The sequence below is a fragment of the Actinomadura sp. ATCC 39365 genome (assembly GCF_054392275.1).
Map to the genome: position 1 here is coordinate 2,292,211 of NZ_CP184335.1, position 16,292 is coordinate 2,308,502.

General features: G+C 70.7%; 17 protein-coding genes. 15 read left to right on the forward strand and 2 right to left on the reverse strand.

What is annotated here, in order from left to right:
- Window positions 1–163: 163 nt before the first annotated feature.
- The 3 genes from ACNF49_RS11600 (at window position 164) to ACNF49_RS11610 (ending at window position 2,699) form a co-directional block, all read left to right on the forward strand.
- Window positions 164–1,192 (forward strand): GDP-mannose 4,6-dehydratase, encoded by a 1,029-nt coding sequence (locus ACNF49_RS11600; RefSeq protein WP_357973477.1) that lies wholly within the window; start codon window positions 164–166, stop codon window positions 1,190–1,192.
- A gap of 117 nt (window positions 1,193–1,309) precedes the next feature.
- Complete coding sequence (locus ACNF49_RS11605; protein ID WP_352324016.1) at window positions 1,310–1,867, forward strand: helix-turn-helix domain-containing protein; 558 nt, start codon at window positions 1,310–1,312, stop codon at window positions 1,865–1,867.
- Window positions 1,860–2,699 (forward strand): SRPBCC family protein, encoded by an 840-nt coding sequence (locus ACNF49_RS11610; protein ID WP_482943661.1) that lies wholly within the window; start codon window positions 1,860–1,862, stop codon window positions 2,697–2,699. Before ACNF49_RS11605 ends, ACNF49_RS11610 begins: the two co-directional genes overlap by 8 nt.
- 10 nt (window positions 2,700–2,709) lie before the next feature.
- Here the strand turns inward: ACNF49_RS11610 and ACNF49_RS11615 are convergent, their stop codons facing one another.
- Complete coding sequence (locus ACNF49_RS11615) at window positions 2,710–3,183, reverse strand: MarR family winged helix-turn-helix transcriptional regulator (protein ID WP_482943662.1); 474 nt, start codon at window positions 3,181–3,183, stop codon at window positions 2,710–2,712.
- A 76-nt stretch (window positions 3,184–3,259) separates the two neighbouring features.
- Between ACNF49_RS11615 and ACNF49_RS11620 the strand changes: the two genes are divergently transcribed.
- The 4 genes from ACNF49_RS11620 (at window position 3,260) to ACNF49_RS11635 (ending at window position 6,238) form a co-directional block, all read left to right on the forward strand.
- Window positions 3,260–4,099, forward strand: coding sequence for an LLM class flavin-dependent oxidoreductase (locus ACNF49_RS11620; protein ID WP_482943663.1), 840 nt, complete (start codon window positions 3,260–3,262; stop codon window positions 4,097–4,099).
- 98 nt (window positions 4,100–4,197) lie between these two features.
- Window positions 4,198–4,809 (forward strand): RNA polymerase sigma factor, encoded by a 612-nt coding sequence (locus ACNF49_RS11625; RefSeq protein WP_357973465.1) that lies wholly within the window; start codon window positions 4,198–4,200, stop codon window positions 4,807–4,809.
- Window positions 4,706–5,326, forward strand: a complete 621-nt coding sequence (locus ACNF49_RS11630) for a CU044_5270 family protein (RefSeq protein WP_482943664.1) — start codon at window positions 4,706–4,708, stop codon at window positions 5,324–5,326. Before ACNF49_RS11625 ends, ACNF49_RS11630 begins: the two co-directional genes overlap by 104 nt.
- A 90-nt stretch (window positions 5,327–5,416) precedes the next feature.
- Window positions 5,417–6,238, forward strand: coding sequence for a type IV toxin-antitoxin system AbiEi family antitoxin (locus ACNF49_RS11635; RefSeq protein WP_482943665.1), 822 nt, complete (start codon window positions 5,417–5,419; stop codon window positions 6,236–6,238).
- 35 nt (window positions 6,239–6,273) lie between these two features.
- Here the strand turns inward: ACNF49_RS11635 and ACNF49_RS11640 are convergent, their stop codons facing one another.
- Window positions 6,274–7,458 (reverse strand): cytochrome P450, encoded by a 1,185-nt coding sequence (locus ACNF49_RS11640; RefSeq protein ID WP_482943666.1) that lies wholly within the window; start codon window positions 7,456–7,458, stop codon window positions 6,274–6,276.
- A 1,225-nt stretch (window positions 7,459–8,683) separates the two neighbouring features.
- On the opposite strand from ACNF49_RS11640, the gene ACNF49_RS11645 reads away from it, so the two are divergent.
- The 8 genes from ACNF49_RS11645 to ACNF49_RS11680 are packed head-to-tail and all read left to right on the forward strand — an operon-like array spanning window position 8,684 to window position 16,291.
- Window positions 8,684–9,529, forward strand: a complete 846-nt coding sequence (locus ACNF49_RS11645; RefSeq protein WP_482943667.1) for a fumarylacetoacetate hydrolase family protein — start codon at window positions 8,684–8,686, stop codon at window positions 9,527–9,529.
- Entirely contained in the window at window positions 9,529–10,818 is a 1,290-nt protein-coding gene (locus tag ACNF49_RS11650) for an L-fuconate dehydratase (RefSeq protein ID WP_482943668.1), read from the forward strand. The genes ACNF49_RS11645 and ACNF49_RS11650 overlap by 1 nt, the downstream gene beginning before the upstream one ends.
- Window positions 10,815–11,558 carry an SDR family NAD(P)-dependent oxidoreductase gene (locus ACNF49_RS11655; RefSeq protein ID WP_482943669.1) on the forward strand — a complete coding sequence of 248 codons (744 nt, stop codon included), beginning with the start codon at window positions 10,815–10,817 and terminating at the stop codon, window positions 11,556–11,558. The genes ACNF49_RS11650 and ACNF49_RS11655 overlap by 4 nt, the downstream gene beginning before the upstream one ends.
- A 6-nt stretch (window positions 11,559–11,564) precedes the next feature.
- Complete coding sequence (locus ACNF49_RS11660; protein ID WP_357973443.1) at window positions 11,565–12,605, forward strand: sugar ABC transporter substrate-binding protein; 1,041 nt, start codon at window positions 11,565–11,567, stop codon at window positions 12,603–12,605.
- On the forward strand, window positions 12,605–14,086 hold the full coding sequence (locus ACNF49_RS11665; protein WP_482943670.1) for a sugar ABC transporter ATP-binding protein: 1,482 nt from the start codon (window positions 12,605–12,607) through the stop codon (window positions 14,084–14,086). The genes ACNF49_RS11660 and ACNF49_RS11665 overlap by 1 nt, the downstream gene beginning before the upstream one ends.
- Window positions 14,083–15,072 carry an ABC transporter permease gene (locus ACNF49_RS11670; protein WP_357973438.1) on the forward strand — a complete coding sequence of 330 codons (990 nt, stop codon included), beginning with the start codon at window positions 14,083–14,085 and terminating at the stop codon, window positions 15,070–15,072. Before ACNF49_RS11665 ends, ACNF49_RS11670 begins: the two co-directional genes overlap by 4 nt.
- Entirely contained in the window at window positions 15,072–15,377 is a 306-nt protein-coding gene (locus ACNF49_RS11675; protein ID WP_357973435.1) for an L-rhamnose mutarotase, read from the forward strand. The genes ACNF49_RS11670 and ACNF49_RS11675 overlap by 1 nt, the downstream gene beginning before the upstream one ends.
- Window positions 15,374–16,291, forward strand: coding sequence for an aldo/keto reductase (locus ACNF49_RS11680; protein WP_357973432.1), 918 nt, complete (start codon window positions 15,374–15,376; stop codon window positions 16,289–16,291). Before ACNF49_RS11675 ends, ACNF49_RS11680 begins: the two co-directional genes overlap by 4 nt.
- Window position 16,292 lies beyond the last annotated feature (1 nt).

The window sequence follows — 16,292 nt, forward strand, 5'->3', positions numbered from 1 at the left end:
TCTCCACAGGCCGTGCGAACTGCGACATTAAGGTAACCGAGCGTGGTTCGGTGGAACAGGTTCTAGTGGGCTTTGGTGCTGCGTCCAGGCGCTTAGCTGTACATTCCCGTCCCAAAGGGACGCGGTGCGGGCCACCGTACCTACGTGATAGTTGGAGGACCCCTTGGCCAGGCGCGCTCTGATCACCGGCATCACCGGCCAGGACGGTTCCTACTTGGCCGAGCACCTGCTCGACCAGGGTTACGAGGTGTGGGGGCTGGCCCGCGGGCAGGCCAATCCGCGCGTCTCGCGCATGCGCAAGCTGCTGGCCGACGTCCAGGTGGTGCGGGGCGACCTGCTGGACCAGGGGTCGCTGATCTCCGCGGTGGAACGCGTTCAGCCGGACGAGGTGTACAACCTGGGGGCGATCTCGTTCGTGCCCATGTCGTGGGAGCAGGCCGAGCTGACCGCCGAGGTGACCGGGATGGGCGTCCTGCGGATGCTTGAGGCGATTCGGGTGTGTTCGGGCGTGTCGCGGGGCGGGGGATCGTCGTCCCCGGGGCAGATCCGCTTCTACCAGGCCTCGTCCTCGGAGATGTTCGGGCAGGTCACCGAGACCCCGCAGAACGAGCGCACGGCCTTCCACCCGCGCTCGCCGTACGGGGTGGCCAAGGCGTATGGGCACTTCCTCACGCAGAACTACCGCGAGTCGTACGGGATGTTCGCGGTGTCGGGGATCCTGTTCAACCACGAGTCGCCGCGGCGCGGCGCGGAGTTCGTGACCAGGAAGGTCACTCTCGGGGTGGCCCGGATCAAGCTCGGCCTGGCCACGGAGCTGCGGCTGGGCAACCTGGAGGCGCGCCGCGACTGGGGCTACGCGGGCGACTACGTCAAGGCGATGCACCTGATGCTCCAGGCCGCCAACCCCGAGGACTACGTGATCGGCACCGGGCGGATGAAGTCGGTGCGGGAGCTGGTGGAGGCCGCCTTCACGGCCGCCGGGCTGGACTGGGAGCGGCACGTGGTGGTCGACCAGGCGCTGCACCGCCCGGCGGAGGTGGACCTGCTGTGCGCCGACCCGAAGAAGGCGCGGGCGCAGCTGGGGTGGGAGCCGCGGGTGTCGTTCGACGAGCTGGTCGCGATGATGGTCGAGAGCGACCTGCGCCTGCTGTCCGCCGGCGGCGACCCCGATCAGGACAGTTCCTGGCCCTAGAGCCGGTTCACCACCTTCTGGCCCGCCCGGTCCGGTGCGGGCCTTTTTGCTGCTTACGGCCGCTCTTGGTCTGTCCCATTGACAAAGAGGATTTTTACGTAAAAGATTGTTTTTGCGATGAGAGATGTCCTGTATCTGGAACAGATCGAGCAGGCCGAGGCGCTGCTCAAGCCCCAGCGGGTCGAGGTGCTGAGGCAACTGGCCGAGCCGCGTACCTGCTCGGAGGTCGCCGAACGCCTCGGGCAGACGCCGCAGCGGGTCTACTACCACGTCAAACGGCTGGTCGAGGCCGGTCTCGTGGAGCTGGTGTCCGAGCGCAAGGTGCGCGGCGTCCACGAGGGCATCTACCAGGCCGGCGCCCGGTCGTACTGGTTGTCGCCGCGGCTGGTCGGGCGGATCGGGCTGCGCAAGGCGCGCGACGAGCTGAGCCTGGGCTACCTGCTCGACCTCATGGAGGAGGTCCAGGCCGACATCGCCGCGCTCGACCGGGACGCGCCCGAGTTGCCGTCCATCGGCCTGTCCGGAGAGATCCACGTACGTCCGGAGAGCCGCCAGCAGTTCCTGAACGACCTGCAGGGCATGCTGCAGGAGCTTTTCACTCGTTACGGCGGCGCTGAGGGTGACGCCTTCAAGCTCGCCGTCGCCTGTTACCCCAAGGGAGAAGAGCATGAGTGAGCCGATGATCGCGAAGGTCCGCGTCCAGGCGCCGGTCAAGGAGGTGTGGCACGCGATCACCGATCCGGTCGCGGCGCGGGTCTGGCTGGCCGAGCACGTCGAGGTGGACCTGCCGGACCGGTTCGAGTTCTGGGGCCGTACGACGCCGGAGGGCGACGCGCCGCACCAGCGGGTCCTGTCGGCCGACGAGCGCGGCGTGCGGTTCGCCTGGCTGCTGGACGGCGTCGAGACGACCGCCGAACTCGCGGTCGAGGAGGACGGCGACGCGGCGACGATCGTCTCGGTGTCGCAGTCGCACTTCGACTTCCAGGACGTCGTCACCGGCGCCAGCATCCGGGGCGTGCTGCAGACGTACTGGTTCCAGGTGCTGGCCAGCCTGGCCGAGCACGTCGAGGGCCGCCCGCTCACGCCGCGCGCCGACTTCACCGCGCGCGAGCTGCGCGCCGAGGTCACCATCGACGCGGCGCCCGCCCAGGTCTTCGAGTCGCTGGTCGACTCGGAGACGGTGACCAAGTGGTTCGGGATGCCGATCGAGATCGAGCCGTACGTCGGCGGCCGGTTCGCCATGGGCGGGTTCGCGAACGACCCGTCGCCGGCCAAGGTGCTGGAGCTGGAGCCGGAGCGCCGGTTCTCCGTCGACTGGGGCGGCCCCGGGGTGAGCTCCTGGGAGCTCGCCGGGTCCGCCGGCAAAACGCGGCTGACGCTCGTGCAGAGCGGCTTCGACGCCGAGCGCCCGCCGTACGCGGCCTGGGGCGGGATGTTGTCCGGGGTGGCGGAGCTGCGGCGCTACCACGAGGTGCCGGACTGGCGTCCGATGTGGGTCGAGGTCTGACCGCGCCGGGTCACCCCGGTTTGTCCTGCTCGCCGTCCGGCAGGCGGTCCAGGACGGTCTCGGCGATCGTGGCGAGCACCTCGATCTGCTCCCGCGAGAGCAGGTCGATGAAGTGCCTGCGCACGGACGCCACATGGGCGGGCGCCGCCTCCTGGATGGCCCGCAACCCTCCGTCGGTCAGCACGACCACGGCCCCGCGCGCGTCCCCCTCGAACCCCTCCCGGGTGACCAGCCCCCGCTGCTCCATCCGCGAGATGTGCCGGGAGAGGCGGCTCTTCGACCAGAGCATGCGGTCGGCCAGCGCGGTGAGCCGCCACCGGTGGCCCGGCGTGGAGGTCAGCGCGGACAGGACGTCGTAGTCGGGGGCCGACAGCCCCGAATCGCTCGCGAGGTCGCGGTTGACCTGGGCGTCCAGCAGCAGGCGCATCCTGCGATAGCCGATCCAGGCCCGGAACTCGGCGTCGTCCAGCCAGTTGGGCTCCATGACCCGGAAGTTTAGTTGACGTGTAACCGACCTCCGCTCTAGGTTTACATGTAAACCAAAGCGGAGGAGGCGGGTCGTGTTCGGACTGGGCATATCGACGTCGGCGGTGCCGGGGGCCGATCCCGTGGGTGACGCCCGCGCGGCCGAGGAACTGGGCTTCGACTTCGTCTCGGCCTCGGATCACCCGTGCGGCGGCGAGCCCACGTACGAGCTGTGGACGATGCTGACCTGGGTGGCCGCCGCCACCTCGCGGATCAGGGTGGCGACGCGGGTGCTGGGAGTGCCGTACCGGCCGCCCGCGATGGTCGCCAAGATGGCCGAGACGCTGCACCGGCTCTCCGGCGGCCGGCTGATCCTCGGCCTCGGGGGCGGCTACTCCGACGATGAGTTCCGCGCGTTCGGGCTCGGGGTGCCGACGCCCCGCGAGAAGGTGGACGGCATGGTCGAGGCCGTGCACGTCATCCGCGGCCTCTGGGCCGAGTCGGACTTCACCTACGAAGGCTCCCGCTACCGCACCGATCGGGCCACCATCGAGCCCAAGCCCCTCAGCCCCATCCCGATCTGGCTGGGCACGTACGGGCCGCGCGCCCTCGACGCCACCGGCCGGCTGGCGGACGGCTGGATCCCGTCCCTGGGGTTCGCGCCGCCGGAGCGGGCGGCGGTCATGAGGGACCGGATCCTGTCGGCAGGTCGCGCCGTCGAGTGCGTCTACAACGTCACCTTCCGCATCGGCGCCCCCGCAGAGGGCGACGGCGTGGTCGCCGGCTCGGCGGCTGAGGTGACCGACCGCCTGGCGGCGTTCGTGGACCTGGGGTTCACGTCGATGAACTTCACGCCCCTCGGCCCCGACCCGCGCGCCCAGGCCGAGCGCCTGGCCGAGGACGTCCTGCCCGCCCTGCGCACACTGGCCTCCTGACCGGCGGCGGCCTCCCGGGAAGGCGATCCGGGCCTGCGGCGAAGCATGGGTGACCGTCCACCACTTCGTGAAGGCAGCCTGATGACGGAGACGAGAACGTGATCGCCGAAGCGGGCGAACAGCTGACCGACGCCGAGCTGGCCGCCCGGTACCGGCGGGACCCCGAGCTGTTCACCCTCGTGCACGACCGCCATTTCCGCGACATCTACCTGTACGTGGCCGGCCGGCTGGACACGCAGATCGCCGAGGACATCACGGCCGAGACGTTCCTGCTGGCCTTCGACCACCGCGACCGGTTCGACCCGGAGCGCGGCGGATTGCGGCCCTGGCTGTTCGGCCTGGCCACCAACCTGATCGCCAGGCACCGGCGCAAGGAGATCCGCCACTACCGGGCGCTGGCCCGGCTGGGCCCGGAACCCGTACTGGAAGGCCATGAGAACCGGGTCGTGGCCTCCGTCACGGCTCAGGGCATGCAGCCGTACCTGGCCAGGGCGCTCGCCCGGATGGCTCGCGCCCGCGCTCGCCCTCGCAGCCGCCGCGGCGGTCGTCACCGTGCTCGCGACGGGCGCGATCGCGCCCGCCGGCACTCCGGCCTCGGGCAAGGAGGTGCTGCTCATGGCCGCGGCGAGCGCCGAGCGCACGCCCGAGGGCGCCGGACGCTACTGGCACGTCACCCGCGAGTACCGCGGCGTCGACATCCCCACCCGTGAGAGCTGGACCACGCGGGACGGACGGCGCTGGTCCAGGGGCCGGCCGGACGCCCCCGCGGGGGTCGTCGTGCCCGACCCGAACCCCCTCAGGCTCAAGGGGGCCGAGGTGAGCATCGACGAGCTCGAAGGGCTGCCGGCGGAGCCTGCGGCGCTGACGTCCCGGATCGCCGCGCTTCCCGGGCTCGCCAGCGCCATGACCTCCTCCGAGCAGCGTGGCGACCCGCTGTTCTCCCTGGTCGCGCTGATCTCGGAGCTGCCGGCGCCGCCGGAGGTCCGGTCCGCGGCGTTCCGGGCGCTCGCCGCGACACCCGGGGTCGAGAACGACGGCGAGGTCGAGGACGGGCAGGAGCTGCGCTTCCCCAACCCCGACGGCGGGCCGGAGATCAGGATGGTGGTCGACCCCGAGAGCGCACGGGTGATCCGGACGAACTACCTCTACGGCGGCGACGGGGGCCTGTCGTGGGGCAGAGGCTTCATATGGGTGACCGCCGACTGGACCGACCAGCCACCGCGATGACGCGGACCGCCGAGTGAGTTGCCGGACGGTTGTCCACAGAACGGGGTTCGGCTCTGCGGGGGCCGGGGTGAGGCCGTCACCCTGGACCCCGTGATCGCCGCACTCTCGTTGCTCGGCCGCGCCGAGCGCATCACCCGGTCCTGCCGGCAGGCCGTCGTCTGCCGGCAGACGGCCGCACACGTCTGGGGCCTGAGCATGCTCTCCGTCCCCGAGGCCGACTGGCCGGTGGAGGTGATCGCCCCCGCTCACCTGGCTATCCCCGGCTGCGTCACGTACGTGGGCGAACCGCCCGCCGACGACGTCACCGTCCACCAGGGCGTCCGGCTCACCACCATGGCGCGCACGGCCCTCGACTGCGCCCGGTCGTTGCCGCGTCCGGAGGCGGTGGCGGCGCTCGACCAGTTCGCGCGGCGGGGCGTCGACATGGAGGCGTTGTGGCGTCGTCCGCTCAACTCCTGGCGGCTGCGCGACACGCTCAGCCTGGCCGACGGGGGCGCCGCCTCGCCCCGGGAGAGCTGGCTGCGGGTCGTCCTCGTCGACGGCGGCCTTCCCAGGCCCACCACGCAGCTCGCCGTGCCCCTGGGCGGCGGCCGGCGCGCCTACCTCGACCTGGGGTGGGAGCCGTACCAGGTGGGGGTCGAGTACGACGGCAAGGAGCACCACACCTCGCCGGCGGACCGGCAGCGTGACGCCGTCCGCCGCGAGGAGCTGCGGCGGCTGGGCTGGCGCGTGATCGCCGTACGCCGCGACGTCATCCCCGGCCAGATCGCCGGCCTCCTCCGGCACGTCGCCGACGCGTTGATCGAACGCGGCTGGCAACCCGGCCCGGAGGGCACGGTCCGCGTCCTGCGCCAGATCCGCGCGGCCCGCCGCGGAATCGCTCGCCATCCCCGGCACCGGCGGTTCTCGTGAGGGCGTCCCCGGTGCCTAGGAGGGCTTCGGCGGGGTCAGGCGATCGTGACCGGGAGCTCCTTGATGCCGTTGATGAAGTTCGAGCGCAGGCGGCGGGCCGGGCCGGCCTGGCGGATGCGCGGCCGGCGCCTGGCCAGCTGCTCGAACAGGACACGCAGTTCCAGCTTGGCGAGGTGGTTGCCGAGGCAGAAGTGCGCGCCGCCGCCGCCGAACCCGATGTGCGTGTTGGGGGTGCGTCCGATGTCGAAGACCTCCGGGTCCGGGAAGACGGAGGCGTCCCGGTTGGCCGAGGAGTAGAAGACCACGACCTTGTCGCCGTCCTTGATGGGCTGCCCGCCCAGCACCTGGTCCGCCATCGACGTGCGCCGGAACAGGTTGACCGGCGAGACCCACCGGACGATCTCGTCGGCCGCCGTCCTGGCCAGCGTGGGGTCGGCCACCAGGCGGTCCCACTGGTCGGGGTGGTCGAAGAGGGCGAGCATGCCGCCGGAGGCCGCGTTGCGGGTGGTCTCGTTGCCCGCGACGATCAGCAGCAGGACGAACAGGTCGAACTCGTCCTCGCCGAGGGTTTCGCCCTTGTCGTCGGGCTGGAGGAGCTTGGTGATGATGTCGTCCTTGGGGGCGGCTCTGCGCTGCGCCGCGAGCTCGTTGGCGTAGGCGTACACCTCCATGGCGGCGCCGGAGCCCTCCTCGGGGGTCGCCGCGTAGTCGGGGTCCTGGGCGCCGATCATGCGGTTCGACCAGGAGAACAACTTGTCGCGGTCGGTCGCGGGAGCGCCGAGCAGCTCGCAGATCACGTACAGGGGGAGGGGGGCGGAGATCTCGGTGACGAAGTCCACCTCGCCGGAGCACTTGTCGAGCAGGTCGTCGCAGATATCGCGGATGTGCTGTTCGAGGGCGCCGATCGTCCGGGGCGTGAAGCCGCGGTTGACCAGGGAACGCCGCCTGGTGTGCTCGGGCGGGTCCTGGTTGAGCATCATCAGCCGCTGGAGGGCGATCTGGTCCTCGGGCATCTCGTCGAAGAGGGCGAGCTTCTTGGCCGAGGAGAACAGGTCGGAGTGGCGGGAGACGTGCACGACGTCCTCGTAGCGGGTGACCGCCCAGAACCCGGGCTCGCCGTCGTGCCAGTGGACGGGGGAGTTGGCCCGGAGCCAGGCGAGCTGTTCGTGGGGTGGGCCGGAAGTCGCGTAACGGTCCCTGTCGACGAGGTCGATATGCACGCGCGGTCACCTCTTGATCAAGCGCTTGGTTTATTCGTACTGAAACGTGTTCTATTACGCCACTGTACGCCCGTCAAGTAGCCCCACCCCGCCACCATCCCCACCATCCAGACACCCCCGCCATAACCCCCGCCGCAGACAACCCCCTCACCCTCGACACCTCCCCACCCGTCCCCCCAAACCAAGCACCACAGCACTGCCCCACCCTGCCCCTGCCCCTGCTCCCGCTCCCGCCGCACAGCCCGCCCCCAGCCCGTCCCTGCCCCCGCTCCCGAGCCCGCTCCCGAGTCCGAGCCCGCTCCCGAGCCCGAGCCCGCTCCCGAGCCCGAGACCGTGCTCGGGCGTCGGCTCATGCCGGAGCGCGGGTCCGAGCCGGAGCACGAGGCCGAGTCTGGACCTGGGGCCGAGATCGCCCGGCGCGCACAACACGCCGCAACTACAAGGCGCATCTGGCAGGCAGCGCTCGCATGCCCGCATGGGTCTGCACTCCTGGTACGGCCCGTCGCTCGTACGGCCCCTCACCCGCGTAGGGCCTGCACCCTGGGTATGGCCCCTCACCCGTATGGGATCTGTACCGCCGGTACGGCGGCCTGTTGCCCGTATGGGCCTGCATCCCCGTCCCGAAGTCCCGAGACCCCCGAGACCCCCGAGACCCCCGAGACCTTGAGGTTCCATGGTTCGGGGGGCGCCTTTGGGATCTGGCGCGGAACCCTGTGCCATCCCCTTAGCGGCCTTTTCTGGATTCCTTCGGGTTCTTGCCCGTCGTCGTTCTCCTGGTGGAGGGCGAGGTGGTGCCTTCGGGGTGGGGAACGTGCGGGCTGTCGGTGGCGGTGTGCGCGCGGGAGTTCCCGATACAAGGGGTCATGTGTGCTGCACGCTGACCGGCGTTTCCTGGCGCGAAACCCGGTCGGACGTTGGTGGGCGTTCCGGCCGGCGTGACCGCGCGCTGGAGTTCCCCTCGATCCGGCGTCTGAGCGTAGGGAGGTCAGGGGCACGGAGTCGGGAGGGGAGTGAGAGGTACCTCCGATGTTTCTCAAGGTGGTGTAAGCGACAAAAGAGGGGAATCTTCGGAGCTCTGGGGGCTGATGCAGGTGGTTGGTTGGGGTTCGAGGTGTCGTTCTGGGTTACGGATCGGATGTATCCGGCTGCACGCCCTTGACACGTGCCGCCATGTCGCAGCAGCATCTGAGACACAGACATCCGATGAATAAGTGAAGGGTGCGGTGTGAAGCTGCTGCGAGTGGGACCTGTCGGACAGGAGCGGCCGGTGGTGATGGACGCCTCCGGCACCCTGCGCGACATCGGGGAGCCCGAGATCGACGGGGCTTTCCTCGCCTCCGGGGGAGTGGCGCGCGTGCGTGACGCGCTGGAGCGCGGCGACCTGCCCGTCGTCGATGCCGCCGGGCTGCGGGTGGGCGCGCCGATCGCCCGGCCGGGCAAGGTGGTCTGCATCGGGCTGAACTACCGCGACCATGCCGCCGAGTCCGGCGCGGAGCCGCCCGCCGAGCCCGTGGTGTTCATGAAGGCCGCCAACACCGTGATCGGCCCGTACGACGAGGTGCTGGTGCCGCGTGGCAGCGTGAAGACCGACTGGGAGGTGGAGCTGGCGGTCGTGATCGGCCGGCGGGCCCGCTACCTCGACAGCCGGGACGAGGCCCTCGACGTGATCGCCGGGTACGCGATCTCCAACGACGTCTCCGAGCGCGAGTTCCAGCTCGAACGCGGCGGCCAGTGGGACAAGGGCAAGTCGTGCGAGACGTTCAACCCGCTGGGTCCCTGGCTGGTGACGGCGGACGAGGTCGGCGACCCGCAGCGCCTGGGGCTGCGCCTCTGGGTGAACGGCGAGCCGCGCCAGGACGGCGGCACCAAGGACATGATCTTCGACGTGGCCGAGATCGTGCGGTACCTGAGCCGGTTCATGGTGCTCGAACCCGGTGACGTGATCAACACCGGCACCCCGGCCGGGGTCGCGATGGGCATGCCCGGCCAGCCGTACCTGCGTGCGGGCGACGTGATGGAGCTGGAGATCGACGGGCTCGGCCGCCAGCGGCAGACGGTGGGGCAGGCCTGATGGCGTACAGGATCGTCGCGCTGGAGACGCACGACGTGCGTTTCCCCACGTCGCGGGAGCTGGACGGGTCGGACGCGATGAATCCGGACCCCGACTACTCCGCCGCCTACGTGGTGCTGAAGACCGACGACGGGGTCGAGGGTCACGGGTTCGCGTTCACCATCGGACGCGGCAACGACGTGCAGACCGGAGCGATCCGGGCGCTTGAGCCGTACGTGCTCGGCCGGGACGTCGAAGACCTCGGCGCGCTGTACAAGGAGCTGGTCAACGACTCGCAGCTGCGGTGGCTGGGGCCGGAGAAGGGCGTCATGCACATGGCGATCTCCGCCGTGGTCAACGCCCTGTGGGACCTGAAGGCCAGGCGGGCGGGCAAGCCGGTGTGGCGGCTGCTGGCGGAGATGTCGCCCGAGGAGATCGTCGGGCTGATCGACTTCCGCTACCTGAGCGACGCGCTCACCCAGGACGAAGCCCTCCAGATCCTGAAAAATGCGGAAGAGGGGAAGGAAGAGCGGATCCAGCGGCTCATCGAGACCGGCTACCCCGCCTACACCACCTCCCCCGGCTGGCTCGGCTACGACGACGACAAACTGCGACGCCTCTGCAAGGAGGCCCTCGACCAGGGCTTCAGCCAGATCAAGCTCAAGGTCGGCGCCGACCTCGACGACGACCTGCGCCGCTTCCGCGTGGCCCGCGAGGTCTGCGGCCCCGACTACCCGATCGCGATCGACGCCAACCAGCGCTGGGACGTCGCCTCGGCCATCGAGTGGGTCGGCGCGCTGACCCCGTACCGGCCGCACTGGGTGGAGGAGCCGACCAGCCCCGACGACGTGCTCGGCCACGCCGCCATCGCCGAGGGCATCAGTCCGGTCCCGGTCGCCACCGGCGAGCACGTCCAGAACCGCATCGTCTTCAAGCAGCTTCTCCAGGCCGGCGCGATCTCCTACCTGCAGATCGACGCGGCCCGGGTCGGCGGGGTCAACGAGAACCTGGCGATCCTGCTGCTCGCGGCCAAGTTCGGCGTGCCGGTCTGCCCGCACGCGGGCGGCGTCGGGCTGTGCGAGCTGGTGCAGCACCTGTCGATGTTCGACTACGTGGCGATCACCGGCACGATGGACGGCCGCGTGATCGAGTACGTCGACCACCTCCACGAGCACTTCGTGGATCCGGTCGTCATCGACAACGGCCGCTACACCGCCCCCATGGCCCCCGGCTTCAGCGCCGAGATGCATGCGGCGTCGATCGCCGCCCACTCCTTCCCCGACGGCCAGGTATGGAGGGCCACGTCATGACGCTCAAGGCCATCGTGACCGGCGGCGGTTCAGGCATCGGCCTGGCCACCGCCACCCTGCTCGCGGCGCGCGGCATGAAGGTCGCCTGCCTCGACCTCGCCCCGCCCGGCGACCCCTTCGTGGGGATCAGGGCGGACGTGGCCGACGACGCGTCCGTGCGGGTGGCGGTGGCCGAGGCCGCGGAACGGCTCGGCGGCATCGACATCGTGATCAACAACGCGGGCATCGGCGCCCAGGGCACGGTCGAGGACAACCCGGACGAGGAGTGGCGGAAGGTCTTCGAGGTCAACGTGTTCGGCATCGTCCGGGTGAGCCGGGCGGCGCTGCCGTACCTGCGCAGGTCGGAGCACCCGGCCATCGTCAACACCTGCTCGATCGCGGCCACCGCGGGGCTGCCGGACCGGGCGCTCTACAGCGCGACCAAGGGCGCGGTGTTGTCGCTGACCCTCGCCATGGCCGCCGACCACGTCCGTGAGGGCATCCGCGTCAACTGCGTCAACCCGGGCACCGCCGACACCCCGTGGGTGGGGCGGCTGCTCGACTCGGCCGACGATCCGCAGGCCGAACGAGCGGCGCTGAACGCCAGGCAGCCCATGGGCCGTCTGGTCAGCGCCGAGGAGGTCGCCGCCGCGATCGCCTATCTGGCAGGTCCCGAGGCCGCCGCGACCACCGGCACCGCGCTCGCGGTCGACGGCGGCATGCAGGGGCTGCGGCTCCGGCCAACCAACCAAGGAAGGTAACCCCCCATGAAGATCGGTCCGGTTGTCGCGGGCGCGGCCCTGCTGGCGGTCGTCGCCGCCTGTGGCTCCAGCGGCACGAACGGCACCAGCGGCTCCACGGCGGAAGGGGGAGGCGGCGGCAAGGTGGGCATCGACCACCCGCGCGCCGACTCCGACTTCTGGAACTCCTACATGAAGTACGTCCCGCAGATGGCGACCGAGCTCAAGGCCGACCTGATGCCCGCCACGAACTCCCAGAACGACGTCTCCAAGCTGGTCAACAACGTGCAGGCGCTGGTCGGCCAGGGCGCCAAGGCGATCGTCATGGCCCCCCAGGACACCGGCGCCATCGCCAACACGCTCCAGCAGCTGGAGAACAAGAAGATCCCCGTGGTGACCGTGGACACCCGGCCCGACAAGGGCAAGGTCTACATGGTCGTACGCGCCGACAACCGCGCGTACGGCACCAAGGCGTGCGAGTTCCTCGGCGAGAAGCTCGGCGGCAAGGGCAAGGTCGTGCAGCTCGAGGGCGCGCTCAGCTCGATCAACGGCCGCGACAGGTCCGAGGCGTTCAACGAGTGCATGAAGAGCAAGTTCCCCGGCATCACGGTGTTCAGCGAGCCGACCGAGTGGGAGGGCAGCAAGGCGGCGTCCATGCTCCAGACCCGCCTGGAGCAGAACCCGGACATCAAGGGCATATACATGCACGCCGGCGGTGTGCACCTGGCCCCGACGCTGCAGGTGCTCAAGCAGAAGAACCTGCTGGTCCCGCCGACCGACCCCAAGCACGTCTTCGTGGTCTCCAACGACGGCATCCCGCAGGAGTTCGAGGAGATCCGCAAGGGCAACATCGACGCCACGGTGTCGCAGCCGGCCGACCTCTACGCCCGGTACGCGATCTTCTACGCCAAGGCGGCGGTCGACGGCAAGACGTTCCAGCCGGGCCCGACCGACCACGGCAGCAACATCATCCAGCTGCCCAACGGCTTCGAGGACCAGCTCCCGGCGCCGCTGGTGACGAAGGACAACGTGGACGACCAGAACCTCTGGGGTAATCAGGTCAAGTGATGAAATATCACGTTAAAGCCCGAAATGTCGTCAAGCGTTTCGGCCCGACCACCGCGCTGAACGGCGCGGAGATCGCCATCGCCGAGGGCCAGACCCACGCTCTCGTCGGCCGGAACGGCGCGGGGAAGTCCACCCTCGTGTCGATCCTCACCGGGCTCCAGCGGCCGGACGAGGGCGAGGTGCTGTTCTCGGGAGAGGCGGCGCCCGCCCTGGCCGACCGCGACGCCTGGCGGCAGCGCGTCGCCTGCGTGTACCAGAAGTCCACGATCATCCCGGCGCTGACGGTCGCGGAGAACCTGTTCGTCAACCGCCAGACCGCCCGCGGCCGGGTGATCAACTGGCGGGCGCTGCGGGCCAAGGCGCGCGAGCTGCTGGACACCTACGAGGTCGACGTCGACCCGCAGGCGCTGGCCGGCGAGCTGGGCGTCGAGCAGCGGCAGCTCGTGGAGATCGCGCGGGCGCTGTCGTTCGGGGCCCGGTTCATCATCCTCGACGAGCCCACCGCCAGGCTCGACGGCCCGGCCATCGAGCGGCTGTTCACCCGCATGCGCTCGCTGCGCGAGCAGGGCGTCACGATGATGTACATCTCCCACCACCTGGACGAGGTGTACGAGATCTGCCAGAGCGTCACGGTCTTCCGCGACGCCCGGCACATCGTGACCCGGCCGGTCGCCGGGTTCCCCCAGGACGAGCTGGTGAACGCGATGACCGGCGAGGCCACGGCCGCGTACGAGGCCCGGCAGCGCGTGCCGGGCGAGGCGGTCGTGTTGTCGGGCGCGGGCCTGTCGCTGACCGGCCGCTACCAGGACGTGGACATCTCGGTCAGGTCCGGCGAGGTCGTGGGCCTGGCGGGCTCGGCGAGCAGCGGCAAGGTCGGCCTGGCCGAGACCCTGGTCGGGCTGCGCAAGCCGGACACGGGCGTGGTCACGATCGACGGCACCCGGGTCAGGCCGGGCGACGTGCCCGCCGCCATGCGCGCCGGGCTCGGGTTCGTGCCCGAGGACCGGCACCACGAGGGTTTCGTGCCGATGTTGTCGGTAGGGGAGAACGCGACCCTGCCGATCGCCCACAAGCTGGGCGCCTACGGCATGGTCTCGCCCGCGCGGCGCCGGGCCAGGGCCGTCCAGATGATCGAGAGCCTGGACATCAAGACCGAGGGGCCCGACCAGCCCGTCGGCGACCTGTCCGGCGGTAACGCGCAGAAGGTCGTGTTCGCGCGGGCGCTCGTGGACGACCCGAGGGCGCTGGTCGTGATCAACCCGACCGCGGGCGTCGACGTCAAGGCCAAGCAGGCCCTGCTCGGCGCGGTCGAGGACGCGGTCGGCCGGGGCGCGGGGGCCGTCGTGGTCTCCGACGAGCTCGACGACCTGCGCATCTGCGACCGGGTGCTGGTGATGTTCCACGGCAGGGTCGTCAAGGACGTGCCGCGTGGCTGGACCGACCACGAGCTCGTGGCCGTGATGGAAGGCATACAAGAGTGACCACTTTGACTGCTCCGGCCCCCCGGCTGAGGCTGGCCAGGTTCCGCGACCTGACCCTGGTGCCGGTGATCCTGCTCCTGCTCGTCGTGGGCGCGTTCCTCGACCCGACCTTCCTGACGGCGGGCAACCTGACGAACGTCCTGCAGCAGCAGGCGGCGATCTCGCTGCTCGTGCTGGCCGAGGCGATGATCCTGATCGCCGGGAAGTTCGACCTGTCGCTGGAGTCGACGGTCGGCACCGCGCCCGGCATCGCCGTGATGCTGGTCGTCCCGGCCTCGGCGGGCGGGTTCGGCCTCGGACTGCCGGGCTGGCTGGTGATCCCGCTGGCCCTGCTCGTGGGCGCGGCCATCGGCGCGTTCAACGGGTTCCTGATCATCAGGTTCCAGCTCTCGGCGTTCATCGTCACGCTGGCCATGCTGATCATCGTGGACGGCCTCCAGCAGGGGCTCACCCAGGGCAAGACGCTGTTCCAGCTCCCCGACTCGATGCTCTACCTCGGCAGCGCCACCTGGCTCGGCCTGCCCGCCGCCATCTGGATCGCCGCGCTGCTGTTCGCCGCCGGCGTCTTCGGCCTGACCTACCTCAGGCTCGGCCGCTCCCTGTACGCCATCGGCGGCAACGCCGACGCCGCCCGCGCCGCCGGCGTCCGGGTGGACCGCGTGCTGTTCGGCGTGTTCGTCCTCGGCGGGATCCTGGCCGCCACGGCCGGCATCCTGGAGACCGGGCGCCTCGGCGCGATCGGCAACGAGATGGGCGACGGCTGGATCTTCATGGTCTTCGCCGCGGCCGTCATCGGCGGCGTCAGCATGGACGGCGGCAAGGGCACCGTCCTCGGCGCGCTGACCGGCGTGCTGGTGATCGGCCTGGTCCAGAACATCCTCACCCTCATCGGGGTCTCCGGTTTCTGGCAACCGGTCATCTACGGTGGCATCATTCTCATCGCACTGATCATCAGCAGGATCGCCGGCGGAAAGGCGCAGGACTGATGGAACGCCTCGCCCTGCGCACCAGGCTCCGGCCCGGGTGCGAGGAGACCTACGACCGGGAGCACGCCGAGATCCCGGCCGCTCTGGAGTCCGTCATGCGCGCCAACGGCGTGATCTCGTGGCGCATCTGGCGCGACGGCCTGGACCTGTTCCACTTCGTGGAGGTCGAGGACTACGCCGCGCTGCAGGCCGCGCTCAAGGACGACCCCGCCGACCGGGCCTGGCAGAGCCAGATGAACCGCCTGCTCGACGGCGACTTCGACAAGTCGGCGGGCGGCCTGCGACAGGTGTGGGAGCTGACGTGATCGACCTGCCCCGCGTCGGCCTCGGCGGCGCCCCGCTCGGCAACCTGTACCAGGCGGTCTCCGGCGAGCAGGCGCGGGCCACGGTCGACGCGGCCTGGGACCGCGGCGTGCGCCTCTTCGACACCGCGCCCCACTACGGGCTGGGGCTGTCCGAGCGGCGCCTGGGCGCCGCGCTCGCGGAGCGGTCGGGCTACGTCCTGTCCACGAAGGTGGGCCGGCTGGTGGTGCCCTCGCGGGTGCGCGACGACGACGAGATGTTCGACGTCCCGGTCGGGCTGGGCCGCGAATGGGACTTCTCGGCCGACGGCGTGCGCGACTCCCTGGAGGACTCCCTGGCCCGGCTCGGCCTGCCGGAGATCGACATCGCGCTCATCCACGACCCCGACGACCACCTGGAGCAGGCGCTGGCCGAGGCGTACCCGGCGCTGGCCGAGCTGCGGGAGCAGGGCGTGGTCAAGGCGATCGGCGTCGGGATGAACCAGTGGCAGGCGCCGCTGCGCTTCGTCCGGGAGACCGGCGTCGACGTCGTCATGCTCGCCGGCCGCTACACGCTGCTCGACCAGTCGGGGCTGCCGCTGCTGGACGAATGCGCCGAACGCGGCGTCCGGGTGCTGGCCGCCGGGGTCTTCAACAGCGGCCTCCTGGCCACGCCGGCCCCGTCGGGCACCTTCGACTACGCACCCGCGCCGGCGCCGCTGCTGGACCGGGCCGCCCGGATCGCCGCCGTCTGCGAGCGCCACGGCGTCTCCCTGCCGCAGGCGGCCATGGCCTTCCCGCTGCGCCATCCGGCGGTCGCCTCGATCGTGCTGGGCGCCCGCGCGCCCGAGGAGGTCCTGGCCAACGCCGCGCTGTGGTCCCGGCCGGTCCCCGAGGACCTGTGGCTGGAGCTGGCCGGCGAGGGCCTGCTGAGCTGAC

Excerpts from the sequence above, each read along its gene's own strand:
- ACNF49_RS11660 (WP_357973443.1), top strand. The coding sequence starts at position 11,565 with ATGAAGATCGGTCCGGTTGTCGCGGGCGCGGCCCTGCTGGCGGTCGTC.
- ACNF49_RS11675 (WP_357973435.1), top strand. The coding sequence starts at position 15,072 with ATGGAACGCCTCGCCCTGCGCACCAGGCTCCGGCCCGGGTGCGAGGAG.
- ACNF49_RS11650 (WP_482943668.1), top strand. The coding sequence starts at position 9,529 with ATGGCGTACAGGATCGTCGCGCTGGAGACGCACGACGTGCGTTTCCCC.
- ACNF49_RS11610 (WP_482943661.1), top strand. The coding sequence starts at position 1,860 with ATGAGTGAGCCGATGATCGCGAAGGTCCGCGTCCAGGCGCCGGTCAAG.
- ACNF49_RS11605 (WP_352324016.1), top strand. The coding sequence starts at position 1,310 with ATGAGAGATGTCCTGTATCTGGAACAGATCGAGCAGGCCGAGGCGCTG.
- ACNF49_RS11655 (WP_482943669.1), top strand. The coding sequence starts at position 10,815 with ATGACGCTCAAGGCCATCGTGACCGGCGGCGGTTCAGGCATCGGCCTG.
- ACNF49_RS11665 (WP_482943670.1), top strand. The coding sequence starts at position 12,605 with ATGAAATATCACGTTAAAGCCCGAAATGTCGTCAAGCGTTTCGGCCCG.
- ACNF49_RS11615 (WP_482943662.1), bottom strand. The coding sequence starts at position 3,183 with ATGGAGCCCAACTGGCTGGACGACGCCGAGTTCCGGGCCTGGATCGGC.